Raw genomic sequence first — 20,593 nt, 5'->3', positions numbered from 1 at the left:
AGAACCTAAATATATCTTAAATATTTACTATAAATTTAATCTCAAATCACTTTGATTATGCCATTTAATTCAAATTGTTATGCACTTAATCTACATATACAATAATGTTTTAAATATTCATTTTAATAAGATATTTTTATTTTCTAAAACTAATTAAATTTCATTTGTAATTTTACTTGAAAAGAACTAAAATATAATAGGCATCATGGGTTAATCGTATTCAAAAATTATTATTTTAACCAATATGCTAAGGGATATTATTGAGAAATTTTTAGGAGGTGATTTTATGATAAAAGTTGAAAACTTAACAAAGGAATTTAAGATTCAAAAGAAAGAAAGTGGTCTTAAAGGTGCTTTTAAGTCATTGTTTTCAAATGAGTTCGATTTAAAAACTGCAGTTTCCAATGTTTCATTTGAAATAGGAAGTGGAGAAATTGTTGGTTACATTGGCTCAAATGGTGCTGGTAAATCTACTACAATTAAGATGATGACAGGGATACTAACCCCTTCTTCTGGAGAAGTCTTAGTTAATGGAAGAATTCCTTACAAAGAAAGAGAAAAGAATGCTAAAGATATTGGAGTTGTTTTTGGACAAAGAACTCAACTTTGGTGGGATTTAGCTCTATCGGAGACCTTTACTATCTTAAAGGATATATACTCTATTCCAGATGAAGTGTTCGAAAAAAACATGAAATTCTTAAATGAAACTCTAGATTTAGATGAGTTTATGACTCGACCTGTTAGAACCCTTTCCCTAGGACAAAGAATGAGAGGAGATTTAGCTGCCTCATTAATACATAGTCCTAAAATATTATATCTAGATGAGCCAACTATTGGATTAGATGTAGTTGTAAAGGAAAAGGTTAGGACAGCCATAAAAGAGATAAACAAAGAATTCGGGACAACCATTATACTTACAACTCATGACTTAAGCGATATTGAGGAACTTTGTAAAAGAATAATCATTATAGACAAAGGAACCAAAATATATGATGGTAGTTTAGATGACATTAAAAAGAAATATGGCTATATGACTACATTAGAAATCCAAAGCAAAAATGATTTTAAAAACACTTTAAATCTAAAAGATTTATTTACCTCAGATAATAATGAAACTCTACGAAATTTGAAAGATGAAGATTTAAATGAATATATTGAAAATGGTATGCTTATTATAAACTTCAATAAAAACAAAATAAGCTCATCTAAAATCCTTTCAAAGGTTATGGAAAAGGTTGATGTTTTAGACTTCTTATTAAGAGAAAGTAGCATTGAAGATATAATCAAGAAAATCTATAGAAATGAGGTGTAACTATGGATTTCTTTAAAACAATACGAGTTTATAGTTCCTTTGCTAAAGGTGACTTTAAAAAACTCTCAGCTTACAAAGCCAACCTATTCATGGGATTAATAGGTCAATTAATTATGATAAGTGTTACTTATTTTCTTTGGATAGCTATTTATAGCAGTTCACAAGAAGGAGTTATGAAAGGTTTCACTCTAAAGGAAATGCTTACTTATATTATGATTACGCTTTTAATCGGAATCGTTACCAGTACTGATGTAAGCCGTGATATATCCTTTGAGGTTAGAGATGGTTCTATTGCTATGAATCTAATTAAGCCCATAAATTATAGACTAAGAATAATTTTTATTGGAATAGGAAACTTCATATTTTCCTTTTTGACCTTGTTTTTACCTGGTGCAATTTTAGTTAGTATTTATGCATTATATAATGGAATAAATATTAACCTAATTTCACTTTTAATATTTTTGATTAGTATTATTTTAGGTTTTTTAATCAATATTTATTATTCTTATATGTTTGGATTATTAGCTTTTAAATTTTACAACATATGGGGAATATCTCAAATTGCTCGTGCTATTATAATGCTTGTTTCAGGAGCTATGATTCCACTTACATTCTTCCCTGAAATAGTACAAAAGCTATTTAACTTTTTACCATTTAGCTCAATAATATATACTCCTGCTATGATTTATCTTAATAAATTAAGCTCTATTGAAATAGCTAAATCACTTGGATTACAACTTCTTTGGGTTATTATACTTATGGGCTTATCTAAGGTTATGTGGAATAGAATAATTGATAAATTAACTATTCAAGGGGGTTAAGAGCATGAAAAGATATTATAAAATTTATATACAATTTTTAAAGCAATACTTAAAAACCTTAATGGAATATAAAGAAGACTTTATTTATGGAATCTTTGGATTTTTGTTAGTACAAGCTACTTCCTTAATATTTATTTCTCTTATATTCAGCAACATCCCTACTCTAGCTGGATGGAGTTTTTACGAAATAATATTCATATATGGCTTTTCCCAAATTCCAAGAGGAATTGACCACATATTTACTGACTATCTTTGGATTTTTTGTTGGAAAAGTATAGTTCATGGAGAGTTTGACAGATATCTATTAAGACCTTTAAATCCATTATTTCAAGTAATAGCAGAAAGGTTTCAACCTGACGGCTTTGGAGAACTTATAGTTGGAATTATACTTGTTATTTATTCAGGAATAAAACTTGGAGTAAAAGTTACCCCTCTTTGGATTATAGGATTCATAATTGCTGTTATAGGAGGTACTTTCATATACACAGGAGTAAAACTTGCTGCAACATCAATATCCTTTTGGACTAAAACAAGCTTTAGACATGTTCAAATTGCTTATGGATTAAGTGATTTTGCTAAATATCCTATAAATATTTATCCAAGTGCAATAAAGTTTTTATTAACTTTTTTAATACCATTTGCTTTTACAGGATATTATCCCGGAACCTATCTTCTTGGAAAGGAAGGCTTTTTTATGGGAGTTATATTAACCTTAGTAGTAGGTGTTGCTACTATTCTTGTAGCTTATATGATATGGCTTAAAGGGGTTTCCTCTTATGAAAGTGCCGGAAACTAAACTTATAATAAATAGAATGTATTTTTATCAAATGTTTGTTCTTATAGTGAACCATAAGAACATCTTAATTAGCAGTTAATATTACATTCTCTAATAGTTAGCAACTCTAAGACCCTTATCTTTACAAGCTATAACCTTAGAGTTTCTCGCTACTAAATAAAATGAGACCATGTATTAGAGTTAAATTTAACTCTAATACATGGCCTTATTTTTTATGCTTTACTATTTTCTTTTAAGAAGTCAATCACACTCTTAAATGTTTCTTGAGCTTCTTGAAGAGAAAACTTAAATTGATATTCATGCCATAAATCCTTATTTTCAAAGAATTTTGAAGTAACTTTAACTCCCGAATCTCTTAATAAAGCTGCTAACTCTTTTCCTTGATTTACAAAAGGATCTATATCTCCAACAGTTATAAAGGTATTAGGATAATTAAGGGTTATGTTTTTAATTGTAGATAGCTCGTCTATTCTTTTATAATGCTCAAAATCTTTAACTCCAGTTAAACATTGCATATATGTTTGAATCCCAGGGAATTTTGTTGCTCTAACAGAATCCATATCATATAGTCCACAAAATAATATAACTCCCCTTAATACACTATTACATATACTTGGTTTTAAATTCATTCCTTCAGCTAATTTTTTATTACTTATAATAGCCCCTAACTGGCTCGCTATTTGAGCTCCTGCTGAATCTCCTCCAATGAATATACTCTCTCTATCTCCATTAAAGTTTTCTATGTTATTCCAAACATATTTTAAAGCTTCATTACATTGAGTAATCTGACTTGGATATTTATATGTTGGTGCTAAAGCATAATCTATATTAACTACAACAAAGCCTTCATTAGCTAGAGCCATCATATAACTTTTAACTGTCTCCTTACTATTAGCTATGTATCCTCCACCATGAATCCACATTATAACTGGCATCTTTTCATTAATGCTCTTTGGATAATATATATCTAATTTATTATTATTTAAAATTGATGATTTATAAGTAATATCATCTTTAATATTTAAGTTATTATATATCTCACTAAAATTCTTAGGCTTTGGATAAGCTCCCAATTGGAAAATAACCTTATAAATTTTAGCTGCTAAAGTATATTTAGTAACTTTCTCTACAACACTAGATGATAAATTTATGGCATCTATATATAAACTTTTAAAACTCATTTTACTCACCTTCTTAAGTTGCTTTTCATCCAAATAAGTATATCCCAAGTATTATTATATACTTCTATTTTAATAAGGTATATTATTCATTTAAATTTATTTTTTCCTACATACCCAATATTTATTTTATTAGCTTATTTAAGCTTGTTTTATTTTTTATCTTTTGTCATTTTATCCATAAAATAGCTTTAACTTATATATCAAACTCTTTAATTATCTTCAACTTAATCATAAAAAATTATCTTTAATCTAAATAATAATAAATTTAAAAAATATCCTTAAAATTTATTTATGTTATAATAATTTCATTGATTAAAACGTTTAAAAATAAACTAAACTAACCTCTCAAAGCTAATAATTAACTTGATTTTTAATTATAGATTCCATCTGTTATATGACATCTTAGAATTTACTTCAATGAAATTTATGATTTATATAAATATTTTATAGTATTAAACTATACGGATGTTACTCCTATATACCAAGAATAATATTATGTAATAGTCCTTATAGCTGCCCTAATAAACTAAATTTAAATAGCTTTCCATCAAATTTTAAAATATAAATAATCATCACTCCAATGTGCTTTTTTATATAAAAAGCATCATATACTCCTAAAGCCATGAATAGATTTATTTCTATTCATGGCTTTAATATATTTACAATCTCTATTCAAAATACTTTTTATAACACTATTTTCTTTTTACTCTACATAAAATTTATCACTTATTCCATTTTCTAAAACTTGTCTTGCATGATTTTTAGCCAATTCTAATGAATGTAACTTTGCACTTCCACATTGTAATTCATTGGCAGCAGGAATTTCTTCTTGTACTAAAACCTTATCTAGTGAATATTCTAATGCTTCTATAACCGCTTTAACTTCAACATCTCCAAAGCTTGTTAAATAAAAACCTGTTTTACATCCCATAGGTGATATATCTATAACATCTTCTAATTTTTCTCTCATAAACCCTGCTAGAAAATGTTCTAATGTGTGCATTCCCTTATCACTTAAAAGTTCCTTATTAGGTTGTACAAATCTTAAATCAAACTTTGAAACAATGTCTCCTTTAGGTCCAACCTTTATCCCAGCTTTTCTGACATAAGGTGCTTTAACCTTTGTGTGATCTAATTCAAAACTTTCAACTTTAACCATTTAACCCATCTCCTTTTAATATGTTCTATTAATATATTATTTTATATATATTTTTTTAGAATAATTCTGTACTAAAATATCTATCTCCTCTGTCAGGAAATATTGTTATTATATTACCTTTTTTTATCCTTTCAGCTAGTTTCAATGTAGCTGAAAGTGCTGCCCCCGATGATGAGCCTACTATTAATCCTTCTTTTTGTGCTAGTAGTTTCACTGCCTCAAAGGCTTCTTCATCATCTACTTTTATAACATCATCTACTAAGCCCATTTCCATAGTTTCAGGAATAAAGTTATTACCTATTCCCTCTATTTTGTAGCATCCACAAGTTCCCCCTCCTATAATGGAACCTACAGGATCTGCTAATACACCTTTTACTTCTCGTATATTCTCTTTTAAATATTTCAATACCCCTGAGAATGTTCCACCACTTCCTGCTCCAGCAACGAAATAATCAATTTCCCCATCTAGCCCCTCATATATCTCTTTTCCAGTAGTCTCATAGTGAGCCAATGGATTTGCTTCATTTGAGAATTGATTTAAGGATAAGGAATTAGGAATTTCACTTAATAATGAATTGGCTACCTTTATGGCACCTTCCATTCCATCTTCTTTAGGAGTATTTATTATAGCAGCCCCCAAAGCCTTCATTATTTTCTGTTTTTCTATAGAAAATTTATCTGGAACCACAAATATTATTTTATAGCCTTTATTAATAGCAGCTAAGGCAATGCCAATACCAGTATTACCTGCTGTTGCCTCTATAATAGTATCTCCCTCTTTAAGTTTGCCTTCTTTTTCTGCTTTAGCTACCATATACATTCCTACTCTATCTTTGCAACTTCCTCCTGGACTATTCCCCTCTATTTTTGCATATATATTTACTCCATCTTTAACTTTTATATTATTTAATTTTAATATTGGAGTATTTCCTATTAATTCTCTTATATCGTTATAGTACTTCATTTTCATCACCAGCCTTAACTAAAGCTTGTTTTATATCTTCCAATATATCTTCCCTATCTTCTATACCTACAGAAATTCTTATTAATCTATCTGTTATACCTATACGTTCTCTAAGTTCTATAGGCATAGCAGCATGAGTCATTGATGCTGGATGGCATGCTAAAGATTCAACACCGCCTAAGCTTTCCCCAAAGGTAATAAGTTTTAGATTATTTAAAAATTTCTTATAATCAATTTTGCTATCTAACGTAAATGAAATTACTCCTCCAAACCCAGAAGCTTGTTTCTTTTGTATCTCATGTCCTTTATGACTGTCTAAACCTGGATAATATATCTTTTCTATCCCGGATAATTTACTTAATTCTTTAGATATAAACTCAGCATTTAATTCGTGTCTATCCATTCTTACTGATAAAGTCTTAATTCCTCTAATCAATAAGAAACTATCAAAAGGTTGAAGTATTCCTCCAGTAGAGTTTTGAATAAAATGTATTCTTTCTCCAAGTTCTTCACCATTAACTACAACTAATCCTGCAACTAAATCACTATGTCCTCCAAGATACTTAGTAGCTGAATGAAGTACAATATCAGCTCCAAGATTTAATGGATTTTGGAAATATGGACTCATAAATGTGTTATCTACAATTGTTAATAATCCATATTTTTTAGCTTTGTTTGCTATCATTTTTATATCCATAACATCTAATAAAGGATTTGTTGGCGATTCTATATAAACAGCCTTAACATCTTCATCTACCTTTTCTTCAAGTTTTGTGAAGTCATCAACAACTTCATATTTTATTCCAAAGTTAGAGAATACTTTGTCTATTACTCTAAAAGTTCCTCCATAAACATTGTTAGTAATTAATATTTTGTCTCCACTCTTAAATAAGCTTAAAACTGCTGTAATGGCTGTAAGACCAGAGGCAAAGGCAAATCCTCTTTTTCCATATTCTATATCTGCAATCAACTTTTCTAAGGCTTCCCTTGTTGGATTACCTGTTCTTGAATACTCATAACCACTATTTTCCTCAAAATCCTTTTGCTTATATGTAGATGTTTGATATATAGGTATATTTACTGCCCCAGTTTTTTCATCTATACTTATGCCCCCATGTATTAATAAAGAATTCTTTTTCATAATTATCTCTCCTTTTTATTTTTGCTTTGCTTTAATTAACATCAATTTTAAGCTAGCTTTGAATAATTAGCTTAAAATCAACATACCCCTAAAAAAAGTTCTATTTTTTTGCTATTGCCATAAAAATACCTGGTTCTATTACTTCCCCAAGTAAAGACTCTCCTCTAGCAATTAATCCTGTATTTTCTACATGAATATTTTTAAAATATGCTTTTTCAAACCAATTTATTAATTGCTCATAATTAAATCCTAGCCAAATATCAAACATCTCCTCTCTTGCCCATTGTCCATTATGCTCTAATACATCAGTTATAATGACCTTTCCACCTGGTTTTAATATCCTATACATTTCCTTTATGGCCATGTCTGGATTTTCCACATGGTGTAATGCCATATTCATAAAAATTAAGTCAATGGAATCATCAAAAATTGGAAGATTTTCTACTTCCCCATTTATTGGATAGATATTATTTAACTCATTATCCTTAGCTGTTCTATAAAGCTCACTTAGCATATTCTTAGATGAATCTACTGAAAAAACTATATTAGCCTCTTTAGCTATTTCAAGACTTATAAATCCTGTTCCAGCTCCTAAATCTGCAATAACTTTATTTTTAATATCTACAGAGTTTATAGCCTTTTCTCTTAATTCATCTTTGAAATACTCTACTCTTATTCTGTTCCACTCCTTAGCTATGGAATTAAAATAGTTTACTGAATTCATGTTTTTAGCCCCCTAATTATAAAATTTACAATAAAAAAAACTCGCCTCTATAAAAATATAGAGACGAGGTAATTCGCGGTTCCACTCTAATTCAGATAAAATAAAATATATCTGCACTCAAAAAAATCAGCACTAATATGCCTAATCACTATAACGGGCGAACCCGGAGAACCCTACTAATAATTTCGGATTTCTGCTCCAAAGTGCACTTCACATTTTTTCTAAATAGAAAATTCTCACCATCATTTTCCTCTCTGTGATTTTCCAAAATGCTACTTTACTTTTTCAACGCATTTATACCCTAGTAATCTTATCTGAAAACTAGCAATTTTTATTAAATTCTAATACAATTCTTTTTAAAAATCAATACTTTTTTTGAATAAAATGAAAATAAAATTTATAATTTAGATTTATCTATTACAAAATAAACATACATATTCACTCACCAAGGTGTTTCTTTTCCTAACCATCCTTTTTGACTCCAGTATTCCTTATCTGCTTCAATTAGCTTTGTCTTTTATGCAAAAATAATATAGTATAAAACAATCCTTTAACTATTAATTTCACAGTTTTTTAAGTTATAAAAGTTTATTGTTTTAATAATAGGCTCTAAGGGAATGATAATATTTATATTATTTTACACTTATCTAAAACAAATATAGGTTTAAAATATAGCCTAATAATAAAAAATATAAATTATAGCTTGTAATTATATTTTGAAAGGAGAAATTAACATGTGGAAAGAATTCAAAGAATTTGCCATGAAAGGAAATGTAGTAGATTTAGCTGTCGGTGTTGTTATTGGTGGTGCTTTTGGTAAAATTGTAACTTCATTAGTAAATGATATTATAATGCCTTTAGTAGGAGGTTTAATAGGTAAAGTGGATTTTTCTAATCTATATATAAACTTAAGCGGTCAGCCCTTCAACTCTTTACAAGAAGCTCAAGCGGCTGGCGCAGCTACTATAAATTACGGACTATTTTTAAATAATTTACTTAATTTCTTAATTATTTCATTTTCTATATTTATAGTAATAAAGCAAATTAATAAAATTAAAGACTTCTCTATGAAAAAAGAAGAAGTTGAAGTTAAAGCTACAGAAAAAGATTGTCCTTATTGCTTTACAAAAATGGATATAAAAGCTACTAGATGTCCTAACTGTACTTCTACTTTAGAGAAATCAAATAGTTAATATACATATTGACTTTATCTTAAATATCGCATAAAACATAAAAGCTTTAAAACTATATTTTAACACTCTCACATAAAAATCAAGATTATGAATGGCAGAATTTCAAAATAAAATCCTGCCATTTTTTTATTATTGTTTTAGGTAAATATTGATTTTTAGCGACTTCTCCAAATCTAGCTTAATATGGCAAAAATCATATTAACTAAAGCATGAATTTACTCAGTAAATTTTTACCAATATTTTTACTAGAAAAACACTTACTTTATATAGTCATTTCATAACTATCTTCTTAAATCATATATTTTATTTTCACGAAATTTAATTTCAAAATAAATACTTTTATTGAAATATATGTATTAAATCTATGTTTACGAGTATAATTTTCTTTAAATTTAATATTAAAACAAATTTTATTACCATAATTATTTAGTAAAACTTTTTAGTAAAATTATTATTTTTTTACTAAAAATTCAAACTTTATACATTAATATCCAAGTCAAAAATGGTATTATATACTCACGGAAAACGTTTCCTTGATAAAAAATCAAATTAAAAAACTATGGAATATAAGGGGGAAATTTAAAATGAGTGAAAGAAAAAGGTCGCTTAGTTCAGGAGCTTTAATGCTTATGACATTTACGGCAGTATTTTCATTTGGAAACATAATTGATAGTAGTGTAAACATCGGACTTGCTACAGTACCATCTTACATTTTTGGTACAATATTTTATTTCTTACCATTTGCATTGATGATAGGTGAATTTGCAACAGCTAGTTCCGATTCTGAATCTGGAATCAACAGTTGGATAAAAAAATCCTTAGGTGCAAGATGGGCATTCTTAGGATCTTGGTCTTATTTCTTTGTTAATTTATTTTTCTTTACATCACTATTACCAAAGATATTAATTTACGCATCTTACACAGTAGTTGGTAGAAATGTCTTTGATGGAAGAACTGTTTTAATATCTGTTATATCAATAGCATTATTCTGGATAGTAACATTCTTATCTACAAAAGGGGTATCTTGGGTTGCTAAAGTAACAAATGTATCTGGTGTAGCTAGAATAGTTCTTGGATTAGGATTTATAGCATTATCTTTTGGAGTAATCTTATTCTTAGGGGAAGCTCCTGCTCAGGAATTCACTGCAGAAACTCTTGCTCCAAAGTTTGATTGGAAATTCTTCATGGTTTTAGCTTGGATATTACAAGCAGTAGGTGGAGCTGAAAGTATTGGAGTATATATTAAAGACGTAAAAGGTGGAAATAAAACTTTCATAAGAACAATGTTAATCTCAACTGGAATAGTTGGTGGCTTATATGCTCTTGGAGCTGTATCAGTAGGTTTAGTTGTACCATCTGAAACATTAAGCGGTAACTTCTCTAATGGATTATTTGACGCTTTCGCAATATTAGGTTCTCACTATGGAATAGGAAATATAGTAACAAACATAGTTGGATTTATAATGATGCTTGCTTCTTTAGGCTCATTAGTTTTATGGACAGCAGCACCAGTAAAAGTATTATTCTCTGAAATTCCAGAAGGAATATTTGGTAAGTGGATTTCTCAAACAGATAAAAAAGGTACTCCTGTAAATGCTTTATATGTTCAAGCAGCAGTTGTAACAGTATTATTATTAATACCTGCTTTAGGAATTGGATCAGTAGATAGCTTACTTGAAATGTTAATAAACATGACAGCATCAACTTCTCTAATCCCAGTATTATTCTTCTTAGTTGGATATATTGTTTTAAGAGCTAAGAAAGATGATATGGAAAGAAGCTTTAAAGTTGGACCAAGAGGTTTTGGTATAGCAATTGGTGTATTATTACTTGCACTATTCTCATTAGTATTTGTAATATCTTCAGTTCCAGCACCACAAGACTTTATGGCTTACTTCAATGGAACATTAGAAGCTGGAGCAACAAATCCTGTATTCATACTTGCATATAACGTAATAGGCTTAATAGTATTCCTAGGATTTGCTGAAATATGCTGGAGAAAATATGAGAAAAAAGTTGGAAAAGCTATTGCTAATGAATGGGTTGATGAATCTAACTCAGAAAAAATTGCTTAATTAAATCTGGTAATCTTTTAAGTTGAGACGTAAGGATTTAATACATCCTTATTTTCTCTCAACTTAAATTAATAAATAAATACTTAAAATTTTAAAACTTAAACAAACTTAAATAAAAATAATTTAATTAATATGGTATATGGAGGAGATTATTTTGAAAAACTTTGGACCAATAAGTTCTAAAATAACAAGAATGCTTCACGGAGCAGATTATAACCCAGAACAATGGATTGATATGCCTAATATATGGGGTGAAGATGTAAGATTAATGAAACTTTCACATACAAATGTTGTTGCTGTAGGAATTTTCTCATGGACAATGTTAGAGCCTGAAGAAGGAAAATTCAACTTTGAATGGTTAGACGAAATCATGGATTTAATGCACAAGAATGGTAACCAAGTTATACTTGCTACACCAAGTGGAGCTAAACCAGTTTGGATGGCTCATAAATATCCTGAAACTTTAAGAGTTATGCCAAACAGAGTAAGAAATTTATATGGTGAGCGTCATAATCACTGCTACACTTCTTCTATATATAGAGAAAAAATCGCTATAATAGATAGACTATTAGCAGAGAGATATAAAGACCATCCTGCTCTAATCATGTGGCACATTTCAAATGAATTTGAAGGACAATGTTACTGCCCTCTATGTGAAGAAGCATTTAGAGAATTTTTAAGAGAAAAATATGATAATGATATAAATAAATTAAACAATGCTTGGTGGGCTAAATTCTGGAGCCACACATATGCGAGCTTTGATGAAATAGAAGCACCAGCACCTCATGGGGAGCCTGCTCTTCATGGATTAAACCTAGATTGGATGAGGTTTGTTACTCACCAAACATTAGATTACTACAAGCATGAAAGAAGTATATTAAAGGAAATCACACCTGATATTCCTGTAACTACTAATTTCCATGACTATATATCACTTTACAGAGGTATAGATTACTGGAAATTTGCACCTTATTTAGATGTTGTATCATGGGATAACTATCCTTACTGGCATGGTGATGACAGAAATGATGCCCATGAAGGAAGTAGAATTGGCTTTGTTCATGATTTAAACAGAGCTATTTTAAATGGTAAACCATTTATGATGATGGAGAGTTCTCCAAGTTCAACAAACTGGCAATCAGTTGCAAAGCTTAGACGTCCTAACATGCACGTTCTATCTTCTCTTCAAGCTGTTGCTCATGGATCAGATACTGTTCAGTACTTCCAATGGAGAAAAAGTAGAGGATCATCTGAGAAATTCCATGGTGCTGTAGTTGACCATTGTGGACATGAAAATACAAGAGTATTTAGAGATGTAACTAAGGTTGGAGAAATTTTATCTAAGCTTAATGATGTAATTGGAACATCTGTAGAACCTGAAGTAGCAGTTATTTATGACTGGGAAAACTACTGGGCAATTAATGATGCTCAAGGTCCAAGAATAGAAAAGAAAGATTATCACGATACTTGTCAAAAACACTATAAAGCATTCTGGGATATGTCAATTCCAGTTGACGTTATAAACATGGATTGTGATTTCTCAAAATATAAAGTAGTTGTTGCACCAATGCTTTACTTATTAAGACCTGGTGTAGGTGAAAGACTTGAAGAGTTCGTTAATAATGGTGGTACTCTAGTTACAACTTACTGGAGCGGAATTGTTGATGAAAATGACCTATGCTTCTTAGGAGGATTCCCTGGTCCACTAAAAAAAGTTACAGGAATATGGGCTGAAGAGTTAGATGCTCTTTATGATAGCGATGTAAACTACGTAGCTATTGAAGAAGGAAATAGCCTTGGAATGAACGGTGAATATGAAGCTAGAATATTCTGTGACCTAATCCACTCTGAAGGTGCTGAAGTTCTTGCAACATACAAAACTGACTTCTATAAAGGCATGCCAGCTCTAACTTGTAATAAATTTGGACAAGGAGAAGCTTACTATATAGCATTTAGAAACAATGATGAATTCCTTGCTGATTTCTATGGAAACTTAGCTAAGAAAATCAACTTAAAGAAAGCTATAGAGCTTGATTTACCTGCTGGAGTTAACGCTCAAGTCCGTATGGATGAAAATAATGAGTTTGTATTCTTTATGAACTTCTCAGATGAATCTAAGTCTATCGATACTAAAGATCTTAATTTAACAGATATGTTAACAGGTGAAAAAGTAGAAAAAGTATTTGAAATGGAACCTTATGGAATAAGAATAGTTAGAAGATAATTTAAATAAAAGATACTAGGTAAAATTTTACCTAGTATCTTTTTAATTTATTTTTCATATATATCATATCCAAAGTTCTTTTTATTTCTTATTATCTCTTCCAAAGTACAAGGTTCTAAATTATTAACGTCAGCTCCAACGTTATAAACATTATCCATATTATACATTATTTTAGTTTCCGTATTGCAAATATCATGTACATGTCCATACAGATGTAGTGAACCATTATTTTTATACGCCCACTCAATTATTGGATAATGAAATAATACAATTTGTTTCCCACAATCCTTAATTATTTTATAATCTACTACTTCTAAAAATAGCTTTTTTAAATTTTCATTATTCTCTATCCATTGATCATGATTTCCCTTAATTAATATCTTTTTACCATTTAATCTATTTATTATCTTTTCATAATCTAACTTTATTCCATAAAACATATCTCCTAGAACATAGACCGTATCCTCATGGCTCACTTTATTATTCCAACGTTTTATTAATCCTTCTGTCATATCTTCTATAGATTTAAATGGTCTCTTTGAGTATTTTATAATGTTTTTATGACCAAAATGAGTATCACTAATATAAATTTTTTTTCCCATAGTAACCTCTCCTATTCATTTCTATTAATTAAATCAAAGCATTCTTAACTTTATTATTAATTATATTAATAAATTCACCATAAAATTTATTATAAATCTTACTCATATTATACTTATTATTTTTAAACTTTATATATAATCAAAACTATAAATTCATAAGAAAGTTATGTTTTCAGAATTACTTATTTTCTTTAATTACATAGTAAATTAATCCAATAACTATATAATCAATTACACAGGATATTAAACTAGAAATTGTAAATCCATTCTTAAAATTTGTTATTAAAGTTATCGTATTTAAAATTAAAGTTAAAATCAAAAGTATTTTAGTTATTTTTGTTAACCTAGATATTTTTTCTTGCATCTTAATCTCCTCTTATTCTAATCATATTAAATTAATTATAAAAAAATTATCCAAATACAGTTTATTATATTTAAATTATTATTAGTTTTAAATATAGTAATTTAAATATTAAACAAGGTTAAAATGTTTACTTTTCAGATATAAAAAATGTCACAGTCAAAGTTTATAAATTACAAACTTTGACTGTGACATTTTAATTTTATATTTAGGTAATTGTTTAGGATTTTAATTACTCAATTAAAACATTTTTTATTTTTTAATATTCTTAATTCTTAATAATAAAAATTGTTAATTTCTTTATGGTTTCTTGTATAATTTTTAAGTATAAAATGCAACATTTTTAAGGTGGTAAGATTTTAATTATAGTCTTAAAGAATCTAATTCTTTAAATATTTGTTGTGTAGCATTAAGGCTTCTACACAACACTAATATATGATTTTTTCTAGCTACAGTTCCAGCTATTCTATTATCTCCAAGCCTATCTATAAATTCTCCAACTAAACTAGCCATACCATTTAATGTATTAACTAATATAAAATACTCTTGAATAGCTATATCTACAACTGAGCTTTTAAATATGTTTTTATATTTTTTCACAAAAGCTCCTTCTTTTGTAACTACATATTTATGTTCTTTATTATCAAGTTTTTTTCTAATTATATTCATTTCATGTAAATCTCTTGATAGTGTAGCCTGTGTTACAATTATTCCACATGCTTTTAGTTCAATTATTAATTCTTCTTGTTTACCGATACATTTCTTTTCTATTATATCTAATATTGCCTGTTGTCTTAAAGATTTCTCTAAATTACTCATAGTTTCTCCTTTTCTACCATCTAACCCTTTATGTATGCTAATATAAACAATGAAATTAATATTTTTAGGTAATTATTTAACTATTTTAGTTCCAGATTCTCCTCTAAGAGCATCTCTAGCATTGCTTAAAGAAGCAATTATAGCCACTTTATCATCGCCACTTAATACGAATTTTTTACAAGCTTCTACTTTTGGAAGCATGCTTCCTGGAGCAAATTGTCCTTCTTCTATGTATCTATCTACTTTTTGTAAATTAATTTCTTTTAAAGCTTCTTGATTTGGCTTGTTGAAATTTACACAAACTCTATCTACTGCTGTTAATATTAATAATGCATCTGCATCTAATATTTCAGCTAATTTTTCAGCGGCAAAGTCTTTATCTATAACAGCTGGCACTCCTATAAGACTATCTCCTTCTTCTATTACAGGAATTCCACCGCCTCCGCAAGCGATTACAATAAAATCATTCTCTACCATAGTTTTTATAGCATCTTTTTCTACTATATCCAGTGGTTTTGGAGAAGCTACCACTCTTCTATACCCTCTACCAGCATCTTCTTTCATAACATAACCATTTTCTTTTTCTAATCTTTCAGCTTCTTCTTTTGAGTAAAAAGAACCTATTGGTTTAGTTGGATTTTTAAATCCAGGATCATCTTTATTAACAATTACTTGAGTTGTAATTGTATCCACTGATTTTTTAATTCCTCTTTTTAAAAGTTCTTCTCTTATTGTGTTTTGAAGATGATAGCCTATATAACCTTCTGAAAATGCATCAACTACATCAAATGGGAATAATGGATTTTTATCATCAATTTGATGAGCTAACTCAAGACTAGCTAATATTTGTCCAACTTGTGGTCCATTTCCATGTACTATTGATACTTCATGTCCATCTTCTATTAAATCAGCTACTGAAGCAGCTGTTTGTCTACATGCTTGTAATTGTCCTTCTGCACTTTTATCTGTTGAGTCTTTTTGTAATGCGTTTCCGCCTAATGCTAAAACAATTTTCATTGTCTTTTCCTCCTTTATTTCTCACAATTTAATCTTTAAGTAACCCTTTATATTTATACTTGTTTTTAATTTTATTCTTTGTCTTAAATCAACGTTTGCATAAAATATAGCCTTCTTTTAAAGCCACTATTTAAATAGTAATTGTTCCATTAGCTAGCATTACTACTGCTATGATTGCTATAACTAAAACTATTAAAGCTAGGACTTTTTCTTTTCCTTCAAAGACTTTATCTTTATTATTTTGTTTCTTACCAATGTAGAAGAATATAATACCTACTGCATATAATATAAAACATAATAATAAGTACTTAATTCCTGCAGCATAGCAAAGCCATATAGCATAAACGGTTGCTATTACACCAAAAATTTTATCTTTTGTTCTACCTGTAGGATCTTTATCGTAAGTTTCACCTGTTAAAGCTAATTTTAATCCATACATTGCACTTAAAAGATATGGAACTAAAATAGCTGTACTAGCTACTGAATATAAAGCTTGATAAGTACTACTTGCTACTAAAGTTAATATTAAGAATGCTTGTACTAATAAGTTAGTTATTATTAAAGAACCACTTGGTGTACCTTTTTTATTTAATTTAGCAAAAACCTTAGGTAATACCCCATCTTTTGCTGCTACATAAGGAATTTCGGCTGCAAGTAATGACCAACCAAGAAGTGATCCAAATAATGATATTATTAATCCTAAATTTATAAGAACTGCACCCCATTTACCCACAGCAAACTCTAAAACATATGCCATTGAAGGATTTTCAAGACCTGAAAGTTTAACTCTGTCCATAACGCCAAGTGCCATTAATGATATTAACATGTATATTACAAGTGTACCTACAAGACCAATTACTGTTGCCTTACCTACATCACTTTGCTTCTTAGCTCTTCCAGAAACAACTACGGCACCTTCAATACCTATAAAGCACCATAATGTTACTAGCATTGTGCTTTTAGCTTGTTGTACAATTCCACCTAAGTCAGTTGTACCCCAGAATTGGAATGTAAAGTTATGAAAATTAAACACAAATAATGAAATAACTATAAATAAAAATATTGGAACTAATTTAGCTATAGTAGTTATAAGATTTATAAGTGCCGCTCCACTTACACCATTTAATATTAGTAATGTAAATGCCCAAAGTAATATTGATGCACCAATAATAGCTGCTACATTATTCCCTTCTCCAAAGACTGGAAAGAAATAACCAATAGCTCCAAATAGAAGTACTGAATAAGATACGTTTCCAATCCATGCACTTAACCAATATCCCCAAGCTGAGTTAAATCCTATATATTCTCCAAAACCAGCTTTTGCATAACTATAAACCCCACCAGTAAGTTCAGGTTTTCTATTAGCTAATGATTGGTATACAAATGCTAATGCTATCATTCCAATACCTGTTATAACCCATCCTATTATAATTGCTCCAGTTCCAGCTCCTCTTGCCATATCTGATGGAAGATTGAAAGCTCCTCCTCCAATCATAGAACCAACTATTAATGCTGCTAACTGAGCAAACCCTAATTTTTTTGGTTCATTTTGTTGATCTGCCATATAACTCACCCACTTTCACATTAGTAAAAACAGGGCGGCATTTATAATATGATGAAAGGAAAACTCAGTTATTAAATTTAAATAATTTAAATGCTAATTATTTTCCTTAGATAATATTATAAATACAGCCCCTTAAGAAAATTTATTATTTACCAGCAGTTGCTACCATTACTGCCTTAATTGTATGCATTCTGTTTTCAGCTTCATCAAATACAACTGAATTTTTGCTTTTGAATACTTCATCCTCAACTTCTCTTATATCAAGGCCTAATCTATCAAGCATATCTCTGCATACTTCTGTATCTTCATCATGGAATGATGGTAAACAGTGCATGAATAATGTATGTTTATTACCTGTTTTATTCATCATTTCTTTAGTTACTTTGTATGGAGTTAATAATTTAACTCTTTCTGGATATAAGCTTTCATCTTCTCCCATTGATACCCAGATATCAGTGTATATAACGTCTGCATCTTTAACTGCTTCATCAACATTTGAACTAAATTCTATTGTTGCTCCAGTTTGTTTTGAGTATTCTTGCATTTCTTTAAGAATATCTTCATCTGGTTTTAAGCTTTCTGGTCCAAGAGCTACGAAGTGCATTCCCATTTTAGCTGCACCATACATTAATGCATAACTCATGTTATTTCTTGTATCTCCAGTGAATACTAATTTTATTTCACTTAATGGTTTATGTGCATGTTCTTCTATTGTTAAGAAATCTGCTAATATTTGAGTTGGGTGGTCAGCATCAGTTAATCCATTCCATACTGGAACTCCTGCATATTTAGCTAATTCTTCAACAGTAGATTGTTTGAATCCTCTAAATTCAATACCATCGTACATTCTTCCAAGAACTTTTGCAGTATCTTCTATTGATTCTTTTTTACCCATTTGTGAGTTAGTTAAGAATGTTACATGAGCACCTTCTTCAGCAGCTCCGCATTCAAAAGCACATCTTGTTCTAGTTGAAGTTTTTTCGAATAATAAAACTACATTTTTACCTTTTAAGTTATCTCCTAATATTCCTGCTCTTTTTTTAGCTTTTAGATCATGAGAAAGATCTAATAAGTATCTAATTTCTGCTGGTGTAAAGTCTTTTAATGTTAAGAAGCTTCTTCCTTTTAAGTTAACTGCCATTGTTAATTCCTCCTAATATTCAATATCTCTTAATTTATATACGTTTACAAAAAATCCGAAAGTTTTGTATTCTCTTAAATTCTCTAATATATTATGTTAAGTATATTCTATAAATCTTCTCTAATTAGAGGCATTGACATACATCTTGGGCCCCCTCTACCTCTTGATAACTCAGATGAAGGGATAACATGTAATTTGATTCCTTCTTTTTCTAATATTGCATTAGTTACGTAGTTTCTTGAGTAAACTACAACTTCACCTGGTGCAATAGCAAGCGTATTTGAACCATCATTCCATTGTTCTCTAGCAGCTATTATTTCATCTCCGCCACCACATTTTATTAATTTAATATCTCTATCTAGATATTTCTTTAATATATTTTCTAAAGTATCTGATTCTTCAGTTGCAAGTAATTGTCCATCATTATCAGGATCCTTAGTTAATGCATAAACTTCTAAAGGTCCTACGATACCAGGATGAACTGTAAATTTATCATAATCTACTTGAGTAAATACTGTATCTAAGTGCATAAATGCTCTTGATACTGGTATTTTAAATGCTAATACAGTTTTGAAAGTTGTATCTGGATAGTAAAGTAACTTTTTAGCTAGTTTTTCAACTGATTTTGAATCAGTTCTTTGAGATATACCAACTGCTAATATTTCTTTTGAAAGTATTAATTCATCTCCACCTTCAAGAGAAGTTTTGTCATCTCTGTTAAACCAGAATGGAATATCTTTTCCTTCAAATCTTGGATGATATTTGAATATGTATTTTGCAAATATTGTTTCTCTGTTTCTTGTAGCTGTTCTCATATGGTTTAATGTAATACCATTTCCAATTGTTGCAAATGGATCTCTAGTAAAATAAAGATTTGGCATTGGATCACATACAAATGGATATACATCATTTACTTGATCATATAATGATTCTCTGTGATAACCCTTAAGTTCTTCTTTTCTTACTCCAGCCATCATTACATCAATCATTCTTTTATTATCACTAAATGAAGTAAAGTATTCTATTAATGCTTCTTTTAATTTTTCACTTTCAACTCCAGCTTCATCTATAAACTCATTTATAAATTGTTCCTTAACTTCTTCACTAGTTCCTATTGCTTCAGCAGCAAGAACTTCTAGATAAAGCACCTCTACTCCCGCATCTCTTAAAGTTTGTGCAAAGGCGTCATGTTCTTCCCTTGCAACTTTTAAGTATGGAATGTCATCGAATAATAATCTATCTAATAAATCTGGTGTTAAATTTTCAATTTCTTCTCCAGGTCTATGTAGTAGAACTGTTTTTAATCTTCCAATTTCAGAAGTAACGTTTAATGCTCTGTCATCTCTCATAATATACACTTCCTCCCTTTATCTTTTAGTTTTTTTTGTAGGTCGTTGTCCTCCCCACACCTATGTTATACACCCTCTTAAAAACGATTTCAAACCCATATATTTGAAATTATTGTATATAAGTTTTCATTTTTATTCAAAATAAAAATT

Annotated in this window: 18 protein-coding genes and 1 other annotated feature; of the genes, 6 read left to right on the top strand and 12 right to left on the bottom strand. The window is 29.3% G+C overall.

The features are described from left to right. Positions 1–286: 286 nt before the first annotated feature. From OIF33_RS16065 to OIF33_RS16055, 3 genes are read left to right on the top strand one after another with little or no spacing between them, the layout of a single operon-like run. On the top strand, positions 287–1,312 hold the full coding sequence (locus tag OIF33_RS16065; RefSeq protein WP_322505249.1) for an ABC transporter ATP-binding protein: 1,026 nt from the start codon (positions 287–289) through the stop codon (positions 1,310–1,312). Positions 1,313–1,314: 2 nt separating this feature from the next. Next, complete coding sequence (locus tag OIF33_RS16060) at positions 1,315–2,133, top strand: ABC transporter permease (RefSeq protein WP_322505248.1); 819 nt, start codon at positions 1,315–1,317, stop codon at positions 2,131–2,133. 4 nt (positions 2,134–2,137) lie between these two features. Continuing rightward, entirely contained in the window at positions 2,138–2,929 is a 792-nt protein-coding gene (locus tag OIF33_RS16055) for an ABC transporter permease (protein WP_322505247.1), read from the top strand. Between the two features lie 212 nt (positions 2,930–3,141). On the opposite strand, the gene OIF33_RS16050 is transcribed toward OIF33_RS16055, so the two are convergent. The 5 genes from OIF33_RS16050 to OIF33_RS16030 all read right to left on the bottom strand — a co-directional run bounded on the left by OIF33_RS16050 (position 3,142) and on the right by OIF33_RS16030 (position 8,098). Next, positions 3,142–4,110 (bottom strand): alpha/beta hydrolase, encoded by a 969-nt coding sequence (locus OIF33_RS16050; protein WP_322505246.1) that lies wholly within the window; start codon positions 4,108–4,110, stop codon positions 3,142–3,144. A 703-nt stretch (positions 4,111–4,813) separates the two neighbouring features. After that, positions 4,814–5,269, bottom strand: coding sequence for an S-ribosylhomocysteine lyase (locus OIF33_RS16045; RefSeq protein ID WP_322505245.1), 456 nt, complete (start codon positions 5,267–5,269; stop codon positions 4,814–4,816). A 55-nt stretch (positions 5,270–5,324) separates the two neighbouring features. Then, positions 5,325–6,233 (bottom strand): cysteine synthase family protein, encoded by a 909-nt coding sequence (locus OIF33_RS16040; protein WP_322505244.1) that lies wholly within the window; start codon positions 6,231–6,233, stop codon positions 5,325–5,327. Next, positions 6,220–7,374: a trans-sulfuration enzyme family protein gene (locus OIF33_RS16035; RefSeq protein ID WP_322505243.1), complete on the bottom strand. Its 1,155-nt coding sequence runs from the start codon at positions 7,372–7,374 to the stop codon at positions 6,220–6,222. Before OIF33_RS16035 ends, OIF33_RS16040 begins: the two co-directional genes overlap by 14 nt. 100 nt (positions 7,375–7,474) lie before the next feature. Then, the gene (locus OIF33_RS16030) at positions 7,475–8,098 is read right to left on the bottom strand and encodes a class I SAM-dependent methyltransferase (RefSeq protein ID WP_322505242.1); all 624 of its coding nucleotides are present in this window, start codon (positions 8,096–8,098) and stop codon (positions 7,475–7,477) included. 56 nt (positions 8,099–8,154) lie between these two features. After that, positions 8,155–8,396: a binding site (T-box leader), on the bottom strand. Positions 8,397–8,832: 436 nt separating this feature from the next. Between OIF33_RS16030 and mscL the strand changes: the two genes are divergently transcribed. From mscL to OIF33_RS16015, 3 genes are all read left to right on the top strand, one after another. Then, a complete protein-coding gene (gene mscL / locus OIF33_RS16025) occupies positions 8,833–9,291 on the top strand; it encodes a large conductance mechanosensitive channel protein MscL (RefSeq protein ID WP_322505241.1) in 459 nt (152 codons plus the stop codon). A gap of 584 nt (positions 9,292–9,875) precedes the next feature. Next, positions 9,876–11,366, top strand: a complete 1,491-nt coding sequence (locus tag OIF33_RS16020) for an amino acid permease (protein WP_322505240.1) — start codon at positions 9,876–9,878, stop codon at positions 11,364–11,366. 154 nt (positions 11,367–11,520) lie between these two features. Continuing rightward, entirely contained in the window at positions 11,521–13,590 is a 2,070-nt protein-coding gene (locus OIF33_RS16015) for a beta-galactosidase (protein WP_322505239.1), read from the top strand. 47 nt (positions 13,591–13,637) lie between these two features. On the opposite strand, the gene OIF33_RS16010 is transcribed toward OIF33_RS16015, so the two are convergent. The 7 genes from OIF33_RS16010 to arcA form a co-directional block, all read right to left on the bottom strand. Beyond that, entirely contained in the window at positions 13,638–14,192 is a 555-nt protein-coding gene (locus OIF33_RS16010) for a metallophosphoesterase (protein WP_322505238.1), read from the bottom strand. A 178-nt stretch (positions 14,193–14,370) separates the two neighbouring features. Continuing rightward, positions 14,371–14,556 (bottom strand): hypothetical protein, encoded by a 186-nt coding sequence (locus OIF33_RS16005; protein ID WP_322505237.1) that lies wholly within the window; start codon positions 14,554–14,556, stop codon positions 14,371–14,373. Between the two features lie 360 nt (positions 14,557–14,916). Then, entirely contained in the window at positions 14,917–15,372 is a 456-nt protein-coding gene (locus OIF33_RS16000) for an arginine regulator (protein WP_322505236.1), read from the bottom strand. 72 nt (positions 15,373–15,444) lie between these two features. Beyond that, the gene (gene arcC, locus OIF33_RS15995; RefSeq protein ID WP_322505235.1) at positions 15,445–16,389 is read right to left on the bottom strand and encodes a carbamate kinase; all 945 of its coding nucleotides are present in this window, start codon (positions 16,387–16,389) and stop codon (positions 15,445–15,447) included. A 130-nt stretch (positions 16,390–16,519) separates the two neighbouring features. Further along, complete coding sequence (gene arcD, locus OIF33_RS15990) at positions 16,520–17,953, bottom strand: arginine-ornithine antiporter (protein ID WP_322505234.1); 1,434 nt, start codon at positions 17,951–17,953, stop codon at positions 16,520–16,522. 145 nt (positions 17,954–18,098) lie between these two features. Next, positions 18,099–19,094, bottom strand: a complete 996-nt coding sequence (gene argF, locus OIF33_RS15985) for an ornithine carbamoyltransferase (RefSeq protein ID WP_322505233.1) — start codon at positions 19,092–19,094, stop codon at positions 18,099–18,101. A 107-nt stretch (positions 19,095–19,201) separates the two neighbouring features. After that, on the bottom strand, positions 19,202–20,443 hold the full coding sequence (gene arcA / locus OIF33_RS15980; protein ID WP_322505232.1) for an arginine deiminase: 1,242 nt from the start codon (positions 20,441–20,443) through the stop codon (positions 19,202–19,204). Positions 20,444–20,593 lie beyond the last annotated feature (150 nt).

The organism is Clostridium sp. LIBA-8841 (assembly GCF_034439435.1).
GTDB lineage: Bacteria > Bacillota > Clostridia > Clostridiales > Clostridiaceae > Sarcina.
This window is presented reverse-complemented; position numbering and strand designations above follow the sequence as displayed.